General features: G+C 47.0%; 12 protein-coding genes and 1 tRNA gene. 7 read left to right on the plus strand and 6 right to left on the minus strand.

Annotated features, from left to right (window positions below):
• Positions 1 to 3: 3 nt before the first annotated feature.
• From EDC63_RS12635 to bioA, 5 genes are all read right to left on the minus strand, one after another.
• Complete coding sequence (locus EDC63_RS12635; protein WP_124945123.1) at positions 4 to 1197, minus strand: ABC transporter permease; 1194 nt, start codon at positions 1195 to 1197, stop codon at positions 4 to 6.
• Complete coding sequence (locus EDC63_RS12640) at positions 1190 to 2359, minus strand: efflux RND transporter periplasmic adaptor subunit (RefSeq protein ID WP_124945124.1); 1170 nt, start codon at positions 2357 to 2359, stop codon at positions 1190 to 1192. The genes EDC63_RS12635 and EDC63_RS12640 overlap by 8 nt, the downstream gene beginning before the upstream one ends.
• Before the next feature lie 36 nt (positions 2360 to 2395).
• Positions 2396 to 2887, minus strand: a complete 492-nt coding sequence (locus EDC63_RS12645) for a hypothetical protein (RefSeq protein ID WP_223248159.1) — start codon at positions 2885 to 2887, stop codon at positions 2396 to 2398.
• 45 nt (positions 2888 to 2932) lie between these two features.
• Complete coding sequence (locus EDC63_RS12650) at positions 2933 to 3538, minus strand: TetR/AcrR family transcriptional regulator (RefSeq protein ID WP_124945125.1); 606 nt, start codon at positions 3536 to 3538, stop codon at positions 2933 to 2935.
• Positions 3539 to 3620: 82 nt separating this feature from the next.
• A complete protein-coding gene (gene bioA / locus EDC63_RS12655) occupies positions 3621 to 4931 on the minus strand; it encodes an adenosylmethionine--8-amino-7-oxononanoate transaminase (RefSeq protein ID WP_124945126.1) in 1311 nt (436 codons plus the stop codon).
• A 207-nt stretch (positions 4932 to 5138) separates the two neighbouring features.
• Between bioA and groES the strand changes: the two genes are divergently transcribed.
• Both groES and groL read left to right on the plus strand, forming a co-directional pair.
• The gene (gene groES, locus EDC63_RS12660; protein WP_124945127.1) at positions 5139 to 5429 is read left to right on the plus strand and encodes a co-chaperone GroES; all 291 of its coding nucleotides are present in this window, start codon (positions 5139 to 5141) and stop codon (positions 5427 to 5429) included.
• Between the two features lie 78 nt (positions 5430 to 5507).
• A complete protein-coding gene (gene groL / locus EDC63_RS12665) occupies positions 5508 to 7160 on the plus strand; it encodes a chaperonin GroEL (RefSeq protein ID WP_124945128.1) in 1653 nt (550 codons plus the stop codon).
• 169 nt (positions 7161 to 7329) lie between these two features.
• On the opposite strand, the gene EDC63_RS12670 is transcribed toward groL, so the two are convergent.
• Entirely contained in the window at positions 7330 to 8667 is a 1338-nt protein-coding gene (locus EDC63_RS12670; protein ID WP_124945129.1) for a chloride channel protein, read from the minus strand.
• Positions 8668 to 9432: 765 nt separating this feature from the next.
• On the opposite strand from EDC63_RS12670, the gene EDC63_RS12675 reads away from it, so the two are divergent.
• The 5 genes from EDC63_RS12675 (at position 9433) to prmC (ending at position 13717) form a co-directional block, all read left to right on the plus strand.
• A complete protein-coding gene (locus EDC63_RS12675; RefSeq protein ID WP_124945130.1) occupies positions 9433 to 10182 on the plus strand; it encodes a hypothetical protein in 750 nt (249 codons plus the stop codon).
• 122 nt (positions 10183 to 10304) lie between these two features.
• Positions 10305 to 10380: transfer RNA gene (locus EDC63_RS12680), tRNA-Phe, on the plus strand.
• Between the two features lie 128 nt (positions 10381 to 10508).
• Positions 10509 to 11759: a glutamyl-tRNA reductase gene (gene hemA, locus EDC63_RS12685; protein WP_124945131.1), complete on the plus strand. Its 1251-nt coding sequence runs from the start codon at positions 10509 to 10511 to the stop codon at positions 11757 to 11759.
• A gap of 14 nt (positions 11760 to 11773) precedes the next feature.
• The gene (prfA, locus tag EDC63_RS12690; RefSeq protein ID WP_124945132.1) at positions 11774 to 12856 is read left to right on the plus strand and encodes a peptide chain release factor 1; all 1083 of its coding nucleotides are present in this window, start codon (positions 11774 to 11776) and stop codon (positions 12854 to 12856) included.
• A 6-nt stretch (positions 12857 to 12862) separates the two neighbouring features.
• Positions 12863 to 13717: a peptide chain release factor N(5)-glutamine methyltransferase gene (gene prmC / locus EDC63_RS12695; RefSeq protein ID WP_124945133.1), complete on the plus strand. Its 855-nt coding sequence runs from the start codon at positions 12863 to 12865 to the stop codon at positions 13715 to 13717.
• The last annotated feature ends 290 nt before the right edge of the window (positions 13718 to 14007 follow it).

Raw genomic sequence — 14007 nt, forward strand, 5'->3', positions numbered from 1 at the left:
ACATTACCCACCAATTGCCTCTGCCGGATCAATCCGCAGCGCAGCGCGAATAGCCAATACACTTGCCAGTGCACACATGACCATGGTGAGTATAAATGCCCGCACGGCGTCTCCGGATTCCAGCAAGATATATTTGGGGAAAACTGGTGCCCACAAGGTTGCCGCAAATTTCCCCACAAAAAATCCGATGATTCCCAACCCCAAAGCTTCCTGCAAAATCATGGCTGCAATGGTTTTGTTTCTTGTGCCGATCAGTTTCAGCACGGCAATTTCTTTTACCTTGCTCAACGTCATCGTATAGATGATAAATGCAACGATTGTGGCGCTAACTACCGCTAAAATCATTAAAAACAACCCAATCTGCTTGGCAGCGGTTGCTATCAGCTTGGCTACCAGAATCTCTTCCATATCGTCACTGGTATAAGCCTGCATATGCTTCCAGCGCTTGATGTTATCAGCCACAACTTGCGCATCCCAGCCGGGTAACACTCGCACCAGCACAGCATTCACATTGTGATTTGAAAACTGGTTAGCTTCTACGGCAGCCAGCACACCCAGTGTGCCAGGCCGATTCAGCGCAGGATTCGCAGCCAACCGGTTGCGTTCATTCACGATCGCATCATTATCCTTAAGAAATTGGGCTTCCTGGGCATCTTTCAGAGAAATAAACACCATGGGATCACCGTTGCTGGATACCATGCGCTTAGTTAATCCAACCACCGTATAGTCATTACGGCGAATACGGATTTTATCACCCACTTTAAATCCCGTTTTGCTATCCACTATGGCTTCGTAGTGAGGACGGGTAATCGGCCGACCTGCCGTAAGAAAAGCAGGTTCACCTAAATGCCCCGGTTCAAATCCGGAGATCATGACGCGCTGATCTTTGCCGCCCTGCTTCACTTGCATGGTCAGGAAAGTTGCATTCCCCGCCTCTGCCACGCCGGATAGCCCCAGGATGCTGCGATAAACATCGTCATGCAGACTGGAGGGTTCGGCGAAAGGACCCAAGGTGCCTTCCTGCACTACCCAGATATCCGCTTGCGTCGCATGCAGCAACACCTTGGCATCATCTACCATACCGCGATAGACGCCAGCCATAGTCAGCGTAACCCCGATCAGCAAACCCAGCCCCATACCTGTGAGCAGGTAGCGCCCCAGTGTATGTGCAATATCACGGCTCGCCAGGTTAATCACTGCTTTGCTGCTCCCGCACTTTCATGCCCTCACGCAATTGAGCACTGCTATATACAATGACCTTATCGCCCTTTTTCAAGCCATTTTTAAGCTGGGTTTTCCCGTCCAAGGTCTGAATCCCCACTTGCACCGGAACAAACTTGGATTTTCCTTCTGCAATTTGCCACACCCCGGTTTGACTATCTTGTTTTTTCACTGCCGCACTAGGCACATTCAGCACATCTTTTGCGTTTTCCTGTTGTATCGTCACCTCTGCCAATTCCCCGAGATAAAGCCTTTTTGGGGGATGCACAAAAGAGACATTGATCACCCGCTCTTCTGTCACGCTATCACTTTGCATTTCTATACGTGTTACCTGCCCAGCCAAGGATTCATTCTGGCTTGAGCGCAATACAATTTGCGCAGACTGAGCTTTTGCAACTCCCCGTGCCTGGGCCTGATCTACCCGCGCTCTCACCCACAAGCTGCCAGGGTCAACCAGATGAAATACCGCTTGCCCTGCTACGACGGTCGTTCCCGGTTCGGCATCACGTGACACCACCAATCCATCAGTGGTGCTAACCAGTTTCAGGTTATCGCGCTGTTTGATCAATCCTGCGCGCTCTGCTCCCGCTTTTTCCGCATCTTTTCGTGCTGCAACTACACCGGAACGTGCAGCCTCCATAGCGGCCTCTGCGATTTGCGCTTCGTTCTGACGGCTTTCGGCCATCTCATTACTAACAAAGTTTTTTGCGACCAATGCCTTATAGCGTGATGCATTAGCCCGCGCCAATCGGTATCTGCTTTGCGCTTCTTTTTCCTGTGCTGTCGCTATCAAAACAGATTGTTGAGCCCGTTGAGCAGCACTTTCCGTAGCACGAATGCGCTGCTCAAGATCTACCGGATCAATTTCAGCCAACACTTGCCCGGCTTGCACCAAATCCCCCTGATCCACCATCACTTTTAGTAGTCGCCCTGCCTGTGTTGGACCAATCGCATAGGATAACCGCGCCTCTACCGTCCCGATCCCGGATACGCTGGCACGCAAATCTCCTTGCTCAACACTGGCCGTTACAACAGTAATGGGTGCCAAAGGACCACGATGCGTTATCAGCCACCCCAGACTTGCCAGAAATAACAATGCGCCTCCGGCTAAAGCATAGGATTTCCAATTCTTGATCATTTTCTCTGGACCCTTTTGATAGTATTTTTTTGCACGTTACTTATGAAGAGCAGGATAAGGCTCGTTTTGAATCTGATAAATAGTATGGCATGCGACACATTTCTGTAAAGTAGAGGCAAGCTGCGTCATGGAGTGCTTCATGTCGCCCATACTTTCCGCATCCATCGCTATTTGATCAAATTCATTATGCACACTAAAACCGAGCTGTTTGAATTCTGCGGGTAATTTTGCACGTAACGCCGGCGGCACTTCATGCACAGCGGCTTTCCCTAATGAACGTGCAGCATTAGCCAATGCTTTGGCATCGTCCCGCGCAAAAGCGTCAGTCATGAGTTGAACCCCACTTAAAAACTGACGCATTTCCAGCAACACTACTGCGCGTTCATCCGGTTTCAATACTAAAGCGGTTCGCTCGTCTGCAGGTTTTGCATGATTTTCAGCATGCTTTTCATCTGCACTCACACTGCTGACTGACAGCAACAACCCCACCAACGCACTGCAAGACAAGACTTTCATATTTTTATACATCACAATTCCTCTTTTCAAGTTTAGGATAAATCTACAGATCAAGCTTTACTTCGCACTTATTCCCCGTTTATAAACAGGAAACACTTTTCTTGCTTCTTCCTCCAGGGAACGTTTTCCACGGAATATGGATGATTGGATAACCAACCCCTGTATCATCCCGATATACAAAACTGCTGCCCCATTTTCGTCCAACTCCGCACTGACGATTCCCTGGCTTTTTGCTTCTGCCAGCAACGCGGCAATTTTGGCCTCATACCCCGCCATGATTTCCTGAATCAGCTGTTTCAACTTCACGCTCTTGGTGTGCAGCCGCTCAGAGAACAATAACCGGGGAATTGCAGGATGCTTACTGATAAAAGCGATATGGGCAAAAAACATTCTTTCCAGTGAATCCAGAGGATTCACACCTTCATCAGCGGCCTTTCCTATCACCTTCATCAAGCGGGCACGAATCCACTGCATGACTGCAAACCAGATATCATCCTTGGTGGCAAAATGACGAAAAATAGCCCCCTGAGTCAACCCCATGGCATCCGCCATATCCTTGGTAGTAACTTCATCTACACCACGCTCCGCAGCAAGATCCACCGCCACCTTGACGATTTCTTCCTGTCGCTCTTCCGCTGAAAGCCGCTGTCTTGTTGTACCCATAGAAAAACACACCACTAGATAGTAATTGATCACTATCTTATTTAAAAGCATTATGGATGTCAATATCTTATTTAATGGAACGCTAGACTGTTTTGATAATTTCCAGCGTTCGTTCTACCAACAACTGCATTTCATCATTGGTTATCACATAGGGAGGCATAAAATATACCGTATTGCCTATCGGGCGCAGCAATAGCTCATGCGACAAGGCACTTAAATAGAAGTTTTTTGCAAAATCCGGTGCGGCATTATCCACTTCAAAAGCCCAGATCATACCAATTTGCCGAAAGTTTTTTACCCTGGGGTGGTCACGCAACGGAATCATTAGTTCATTGATCTGCGTAGTTTTCTCTCGATTACGCTCTATTACATGATCCTGCTCAAAGATATCCAGCGTTGCCAGTGCAGCCCGGCACGCCAGCGCATTCCCGGTATAAGAATGAGAATGCAAAAACCCACGTGTGACCTCATCATCGTAAAATGTCTGATAAACACCATCATGCGTCATCACTACTGACAAAGGTAAATACCCACCGGTAATCCCTTTGGATAAACACAAAAAATCTGGCTGAATTCCAGCTTGTTCGCAGGCAAACAACGTTCCTGTGCGCCCAAATCCGACGGCAATTTCATCCGCAATCAAATGGACCTCATATTGATCACAGATCTCCCTCGCTCGTTTAAGATATACAGGGTGATACATTCCCATACCAGCCGCACACTGCACCAAAGGTTCCAGTATCAGTGCAGCAATTTCTTCGTGGTGCTTGCTGATGTGGTTTTCAAGCGATGTTGCGCAACGCAGTGCGTACGCTTCTGACGTTTCCCCCGCTGCGGCATATCGCCAGTCTGGCGTAGGTACTTGCACGCTTTGTCGTAACAAAGGCGCATAAATATCTTTAAATAGCGCCACATCTGTCACAGACAATGCGCCCAGTGTTTCTCCGTGATAACTGTTTTGCAAGCTGACAAAACCAGTTTTCTTTGATTTACCTCGATTACGCCAGCTATGAAAACTCATCTTCAGCGCAATTTCAGTAGCCGATGCCCCATCCGAACCATAGAAACAGTGCCCCAGATTACCTGGCGCCAATTGACTTAACCGTTCAGACAGTTGAATCACCGGCTCATGGGTAAAGCCAGCCAGGATGACATGCTCCAGTTTGTCCAACTGTTCTTTCAGTGCTGCGTTAATGCGCGGGTTGCAATGCCCGAACAAATTGACCCACCAGGAACTGACTGCATCCAGATAGCGATTTCCACCAAAATCATACAGCCATACCCCATTGCCACGAGAAATTGGCACAAGCGGCAAGGTTTCATGCTGCTTCATCTGTGTACAGGGATGCCAAACGGCAGCAAGGCTACGCTCAAGAAAAGCCTTATTACTCATAAACTTCACAAATCCTTCTTGTAATTTTCACATTTCACTACTATGATTAGCACTCGTCGGGGGAGAGTGCTAACAACACCCCACCCCTTTAAAATTATGACGCGGCACACTTGCCACGTCACTGCTTGTGCAAATACTGGACTGGCCTCGCGGCCTCTCAGCATTGCGCTGGCACCCAAACAATATTGTTTTTAAGGAGAATGCACAATGAAAATTCGCCCATTGCATGACCGCGTTATTGTCAGACGCTTGGAAGAAGAACGCAAGACCGCATCCGGAATCGTGATTCCAGATTCAGCAACAGAGAAGCCAGACCAAGGTGAAATTCTTGCTGTAGGTAAAGGCAAGATCCTGGAAAACGGCGAAGTTCGCGCCCTGGATGTCAAAGTTGGCGACAAAGTTCTGTTCGGCAAGTATTCCGGCCAAGCCGTTAAGGTTGATGGCGAAGAACTGCTCGTGATGCGTGAAGAAGACATCATGGGTGTTGTTGAGAAGTAAAGCATCAAATTGCAACTAAAACCTCCCCTTCGGGAAGATTTCAACAATTTGACTATTAAAGAATTCTAGGAGAATCAAATGCCTGCAAAAGACGTAAAATTTGGCGACTCAGCTCGCCACAAGATGGTTGCTGGTGTAAACGTACTGGCCGATGCCGTTAAAGTTACCCTGGGCCCTAAAGGCCGTAACGTGGTTCTGGATCGTGCCTTTGGCGCGCCAACCATCACCAAGGACGGTGTATCTGTTGCGAAAGAAATCGAACTGAAAGACAAGTTTGAAAACATGGGCGCGCAAATGGTTAAGGAAGTGGCAAGCAAGACTTCCGACGTAGCTGGTGACGGTACCACTACTGCTACCGTTCTGGCTCAGGCCATTCTAAAGGAAGGCATGAAGTATGTTGCCGCCGGTATGAACCCTATGGACCTGAAGCGCGGTATCGACAAAGCAGTTCTTGCAACAGTTGAAGAACTGAAAAAGATTTCCAAGCCTTGCACCACCACCAAAGAAATCGCACAAGTAGGTAGCATTTCTGCCAACTCCGATTCCAATATTGGTGACATCATCGCTCAAGCCATGGACAAAGTAGGTAAAGAAGGCGTGATTACCGTTGAAGATGGTTCAGGTCTGGAAAACGAACTGGATGTAGTTGAAGGTATGCAGTTTGACCGCGGTTACCTCTCTCCTTACTTCATCAACAGCCCGGAAAAACAAATCGCTGCGCTGGAAACCCCTTACGTGCTATTGCATGACAAGAAAATTTCCAACATCCGTGATTTGCTTCCCGTACTGGAACAAGTTGCTAAAGCTGGCAAACCACTGCTGATTATTGCTGAAGATGTAGACGGCGAAGCATTGGCTACTCTGGTTGTGAACAACATCCGCGGGATTCTGAAGACCACCGCTGTTAAAGCACCTGGTTTCGGTGATCGTCGTAAAGCCATGCTGGAAGACATCGCTATTCTGACCGGCGGAACAGTGATCGCTGAAGAAGTAGGTCTGACTCTGGAAAAAGTTACACTGGAAGATCTGGGTCAAGCCAAGCGTATTGAAGTAGGCAAGGAAAACACCATCATTATCGACGGTGCTGGCGATACCAAAGCAATTGAAAACCGCGTTGCTCAAATTCGCAAGCAAATCGTGGATGCTACCAGTGACTACGACCGTGAAAAACTGCAAGAACGCGTAGCCAAGCTGGCTGGCGGTGTTGCACTGATCAAGGTTGGCGCTGCAACCGAAATGGAAATGAAAGAGAAGAAAGCCCGCGTTGAAGACGCCTTGCACGCTACCCGCGCTGCAGTGGAAGAAGGGATTGTTCCTGGTGGTGGTGTAGCGCTGTTGCGGGCTTGTGCTGCAGTTGCGAAAACCAAAGGTGACAACCACGATCAAGATGCTGGTATCAAGATTGTTCTACGTGCAATGCAAGAGCCTCTGCGTCAAATCGTCATCAACTGCGGTGACGAAGCTTCTGTAGTCGTAAACAAAGTACTGGAAGGCAAAGGTAACTACGGTTACAACGCTGCCACCAGCGAATACGGCGACATGGTAGAAATGGGCGTTCTGGATCCAACCAAAGTAACTCGCTATGCGTTGCAGAACGCGGCTTCTGTTTCAGGCCTGATGCTGACTACTGATTGCATGGTAGCCGAAATGGCTGATGACAAATCTGCCGGCGGTATGGGCGGCGGTATGGGTGACATGGGCGGTATGGGTGGTATGGGCGGCATGATGTAATTTGCTGTTGCAACCTAGCCTCAAGAAAAACCCCGCTTCGGCGGGGTTTTTTATTGCTGCAATAGAATAATCTTTGAATTCAGTTTTACCGGAATTTATATCACGTGCAAAAATTATCTGGTCAACCAGAACGCATACAAAACAAATGCAAATTTCATCTACACTGCTATCAGGTTGGCTCTTGCAGTTTCTGTGCATCCTGTTTCGCTGATGACCGAGCGATAAACTTTCGTGCGATCGCCTTATAAAGCGGTGTAGGGCAAACAACCCTGGATGCAGCCTGGGCAATAGCTGCCGTTGCCATCAAAGGAATCAGAAAGTCGTGATTGTCCGTCATTTCCATCACAATAACAAAAGCCGTGATGGGTGCCTGTACGACACCAGTGAAATACGCAACCATGCCCAACGTGATAATGGCACCTGCCGGCAGATACGGAAATAAAGCTGCAATATTTCCACCAAGTCCCGCGCCAACCGCCAAAGAAGGTGCAAATATCCCACCCGGGATACCACTCAAATATGATACTAATGTTGCCAATAATTTCATCAAACCAAAACCCTGCGGCAATTCAGCTGTATGTTCCAGAATTTGGCGAGCTTCTGCATACCCCGTACCATAAACAGTACTCCCTGAAAGCAATCCAAGAACTGCCAATATAAAACCACATATTGCTGCAAATCTGACAGGATGTTTCATGGCAATGGAGCGAATAAATTGGGGCATTATATCCATCCCCAATATCAGAATACGGCTAAACCCCCCTCCCAATAACCCGCCTACGAGACCACAAGCAACTATAGCCACCCAGCCGTCAACAAAACCAATTGTATCTGCGGTATGACCAAAATAAACATAGTTTCCACTTAGTGCAATCGATGTAATACCCGCAACGATAACGGTTGTCAGAACCGTTCCACTGGCGCGTTGTTCAAAAGAACGACTCATTTCTTCAATGGCGAAAACAATCCCCGCCAGAGGTGTATTGAATGCAGCCGCCACACCGGCAGCACCCCCAGCAAGAATCAGACTTTTTTCCATATCAGCCCGCGAAAATCGCCCGAACTTCCCCAGCGCATGCATGATAGCCGCCCCGATTTGTACCGTTGGACCTTCCCGTCCTACCGAAGCACCCGACATTAAGGCAAGCAGCGTCAAAATAACTTTTCCAGCGGCGATTCTCAACGACAAAATTGCATTGCGTTCCCCTGGCTCTTTCATATGCAATGCTGCAATGGTTTGAGGAATTCCACTACCTTCTGAGCCCTCAAAAAAACGGCGTGTTATGTATACAACGCTTGCAAGTCCTACAGGAGTGATAATTAAAGGCAAATAAGGCGAGAAAGTCACCGCTTTGTGAAAAATCAGATTTGCATACTCGCTACCTGCTGCAAACAGATACGCAGCAACACCAACACTGATTGCCCCTGCCCAGAATATAATGCGGCGCCTCCAGTGACTCACTGAAAGCCAGGTATGTCTGGAACGTCGCAGGATGCGTTTTGCCATTTGCTGCAATTGAGAATTTTGATAGATGTAGTCTATTGGAGTTTCGCACTACTGCCAAGCATACAGCGGGGATCAAATTCTATTAACTTGTGATGCGGCACGATTTACAAGGGTTGTGTTTAATCTTGAAAAGAAAGCAGTAATAGCAAAAGGTGAAAAAAACCATACACAAATTTACCAGTAATAATGGTTACTGAAATACATCCTTAACATGTGGGCTGATCATGTGACCTGCCCACATTTGCTACCAATTCAACTTATTCCACAGCACAGGCACGTGACTTCCACTCTGTGTATTCCTCCCACAAAACCAAAAGACTACGGAGTACTAAATACTGATTGCTTCACGCTTTTATAACTTTTTCAGCACTCTGCGCCATTACAGGCAAATATCACCAGGCTATTTTTATCTTTCTGCAATTTACTTACATCCAAAACATCAAGGCTGCCAACAATCCCATTTCGTTTAGAAACTCTTTTCTGAAATTGCAGAAATCCTTGTTGCAATACTGATTTCAGCAAGTTATGATTTTTTACACAACAATACTAATTCAACATAATTATTCCAAACTCAACTCTTCATTCCATACCATGCGCCTGCTAAAAAACGCTTTCCATCAAAGCCTGCCCAGACTGTTGATTATTTATATTGCATTGGTCTGCTTTATATCCCTGCTATTTCCGCTCATTTATTCAATTGTGTTTCCAAATACAGGGGCTGAACTCGTAAGGCTTTTTCAAAATGCCATTACTGCCGGGTTTAATATGGATAATTTTAAGCAGGCATTACCTGGTGTATTGCGTGACAAGACGACGTTAGTTGCCTTTATCATGCTGGTGCTCCATGCGTTTGCCATCATTGTTTTGAATATGGTTTTTCCTGCCGTAATCGTTGCAAAATTCATTCGCCCGAATGTGGACATCAGAATCTCTTCAGGCGCGACTTACAATCCGCAATATGGGTTGACAAAATCACCTCATGTACTATTTCGCATCATCAATGCCAACCCCTTCGATTTGTATGCGATTACCCTGCGCGCTTTTCTGACCATCCATGATGAAAATACTGAAGACAAATCCAAAGAGATGATTTATTACTTCCCCGTAAAGAAAATGGACCCTCAAGAGATTCCAGTACTCAAATCACATAGCCCTTGGGTAGTGGCTATTCCTGTGGACGAGAAATTTGAAAATTCAATCATTCAGGATTATGAGCTTGCAATCACTCAAAACAGCGGCTCTCACAAAGGGCTACGTAAAGTTGAGTTACTCATTTCTGGAAACGAAATTAATTCAGGCTCTACTTTCATGACAGCTGTTAGCATCAATCTGGAGAAAGAGGGGAAAGACGGTATTATTTGTGGTCGTTTCGAATCGCTACCTGCCATCCTGAAAAAATTGGATCTGAACAAAATTAACATCCGTATACCGACGGAAAACGATACGCAAGAGGAAACCTGTCATACATGCACTTACTTCCATAATTGCAAATTCTTGCCACTCGCCAATGTCTAGCCAACATAGTTAAAGGCAGTTTCTAACTTAGATCAAAAGTAAGTACCCCTGGCTCAACTTCAGACCAACCCATTTCCACTTTACATAAAACCAATTTAATGGTTTAATAGCGCCCTTCGGTTGGCCAAGTAGCTCAGTCGGTAGAGCAGAGGATTGAAAATCCTTGTGTCGGTGGTTCGATTCCGCCCTTGGCCACCATCCTCCCAATGTAATTCTGCTTTAATCTGCTAGTTGCAAACCACCTGTACGTTATTCACTTGATTTTAGGTTAAAATAACACTTTCAGTTAAACCGCTTAATTCTTGCTGCAGCATTAGATAACTGGTATGCAACTATTCGCCTTCGGTATTAATCATCAGACTGCGCCGCTTTCAATACGCGAACAGGTGGCTTTTCACGCCGAAAGCATGGAACAGGCTCTGCGCGACCTGGTCGGACACCGCACTGTTAAAGAAGCGGCCATCCTGTCCACCTGCAACCGTACCGAAATTTATTGCAACACTGAAGACCCTACCCAAGCGGTACAATGGCTGGCTGATTTTCACCATCTCACGTCACACAACATCGAACCTTACTTGTACACCTTGCCGCAAGACCAGGCAGTCAAACATGCATTTCGCGTAGCCAGTGGTCTGGACTCCATGGTTCTGGGTGAAGCTCAGATATTGGGACAGATGAAACAAGCGGTTAGGACCGCGGAACAAGCCGGCACATTAGGTATGCTGCTGCATAAACTGTTCCAGAGAACGTTTTCAGTGGCAAAAGAGGTTCGCACCAGCACTGAAATTGGCGCCAACTCAGTATCAATGGCCGCTGCCGCAGTGCGTCTGGCCGGTCGTATTTTTTCAAGTATAAAAGAACAAAACGTGCTGTTCATTGGGGCGGGGGAAATGATCGAGCTATGCGCCACCCACTTTGCAGCCCAAAGCCCGAAACACATTACCGTGGCCAATCGCACCCCAGAGAGAGCGCGAGTACTGGCTAACAGGTTTAATGGCACAGCGATTTCATTAAACGAATTACCGGACTATTTAGCCGCTCAGGACATTATTATTACTTCCACTGCCAGCCCGCTGCCAATATTGGGCAAGGGCATGGTAGAGCGCGCCATTAAAGCCCGCAAGCACCGCCCCATGTTCATGGTGGATCTGGCCGTGCCTCGAGATATAGAAGTTGAAGTGTCAGAACTGGATGACGTTTTCCTTTATACGGTAGACGATCTCTCCCATGTGGTTCAGGATGGTCTGGATAGCCGACAGACGGCTGTTACACAGGCAGAAGCAATTATTGATACCAGTGTAGACAACTTTATGCACTGGATGGAAACACGTGAGCTAGTTCCCACTATTCGAGGCTTACGCGATCACGCAGAAAGATACCGACGTCATGAACTTGACAGAGCTATGCGCTTGCTCGCCAGTGGGGAGAATCCAGCACAGGTACTGGAACACTTAAGCCGCGGCCTGACAAACAAGTTTTTGCACATCCCCACGCATGCGTTGAACCACACTGATTCAGAAGATCGGGAAGAACTGGTTACCCTGCTCAGCCGCTTATATTCACTCCATAAAGAATAATCTAAAGAAACCTAGTGAAATCCACCATTGCCAACAAACTCGCCAACCTGAGCGATCGCCTGGAAGAATTAAATCTGCTGTTAAGTAGCGAATCTGCCACTGCGGACATGGATACTTATCGCAAACTGACTCGTGAACACGCAGAGATTGGACCTGTGGTTGAGTTGTACACAGCTTACAAGCAATGTGAGCTTGATATCAAAACCGCACAGGAAATGGCTGCTGATCCGGAAATGCGGGAATTTGCCGATACCGAGGTGCAGGAAGGCCGCGCAAAGCTGGAAGAAATCGAAAAGGATTTACAAAAGCAATTACTTCCTAAAGATGCCAACGATGAACGTAATATATTTCTGGAAATTCGTGCAGGTACCGGCGGGGATGAATCAGCCCTGTTTGCAGGTGACCTGTTTCGCATGTACAGCCGTTTTGCCGAGCGAAACCGCTGGCAGGTTGAAATAGTATCAACCAGCGAAAGTGAAGTGGGTGGCTACAAGGAAATCATTGCAAAAATAATTGGGCAGGGTGTTTATTCAAAGTTGAAGTTTGAATCGGGTGGTCATCGCGTTCAACGTGTTCCCACAACCGAAACACAAGGACGTATTCACACTTCAGCCTGCACGGTCGCCGTTATGCCAGAAGCAGATGAAATTTCAGAAGTAGCAATCAACCCTGCCGATTTGCGTATTGACACTTATCGTGCTTCCGGAGCAGGGGGACAGCACATCAACAAAACCGATTCTGCGGTACGCATTACCCACTTGCCTTCCGGCATTGTGGTTGAATGCCAGGATGACCGATCCCAGCATAAAAACAAAGCGCAGGCTATGTCCGTTCTGGCTGCCCGCATTCGTGACAAACAATTGCACGAACGTCATTCCAAAGAAGCAGCAACGCGTAAGTCACTTATCGGTAGCGGCGATCGATCAGAACGTATACGCACTTACAATTTCCCACAAGGCCGCATCACTGATCACCGAATTAACCTTACCTTGTACAAAATTGATCAGATTATGGATGGCGACCTTTACGAACTGACTAATGCGCTCATGTCAGAACACCAGGCTGAATTATTGGCTGAAATGGGTGAAGAGGGTTAAATTGCTTTGCCGCAGACAATCACCCAAGCACTTTTAAACAATCAAACACTTCTTGCTCAGGCACTCCAATTGGAAAAGATTGAAGCGCGTATTGAAGCACAAGCGTTGCTTAGCCATACTCTAGGCGTCTCAAAAGCCTATCTCATTGCCCATCGAGATGAACCGCTAAACCCCTTGCAGGAAAACCAGTTTCAGACGCTTGTAGCACAGCGACTGAAAGGTGAACCCATCGCTTACATTCTGGGGGAACGTGAATTCTACAGCCTGCCTTTTAAAGTGACACCTGCCGTGCTGATACCCCGTCCTGAAACTGAATTACTGGTAGAGTTAGCGCTTGCACACATCCCCCAGAACACACCGCTTCGGATACTCGATCTGGGTACAGGAAGTGGCGCAGTTGCCATCACACTGGCAAAACATCGCCCCCTTGCCAGCGTCACTGCCATTGACCAGTCCCTAGAAGCGCTTAACGTGGCCCGTGACAATGCCGCGAGACTGGCCACAACAAACATTACTTTTTTGCAAAGTGACTGGTATCAGTCAGTCAAACATCAAATATTCGACATCATTGTCAGTAATCCGCCATATATAGCCAAAAACGACATTCACCTGCGGCAAGGTGATCTTCGCTTTGAGCCTATATCAGCGTTGGCTTCAGGCATTGATGGGTTGACTGATATCCATACAATTGTTAACGGCGCAAAAACACACCTTTCGCCTGGTGGATGGCTGCTTTTTGAACATGGATATGATCAGGCAGAAGCATGCAAGGCATTACTTGATTTGCATGGATTTATTCATGCGGAATCTGTTAACGATCTAGCAAAAATTCCGCGTGTTACACTAGGTAAAACACCTTAAGGACGAACAATGCAGAAGGGTTTGTCGAAATTTTTTACACAATAAAATGCATCCTTTAAAAGACGCACCTTGTTATACCGGGTTAAAAACGTGGTATTTATAACATAATCGGCAAATCGAGAGGGTTGGTATGCAAAACTCCTAGCCGTTTCACTATAAAACACTATTAATATCAAGCACCCGCAACAAAAGTGTCGGGAAAATTTACACTTACCAATTAATCATTGTGCCTTTTAAATTATCATAAAAATACAGAGGCTTGATTAACCTTACAAAGTTGGATCAAATTA

It is taken from the genome of Sulfurirhabdus autotrophica, from assembly GCF_004346685.1.
Lineage (GTDB): Bacteria > Pseudomonadota > Gammaproteobacteria > Burkholderiales > SMCO01 > Sulfurirhabdus > Sulfurirhabdus autotrophica.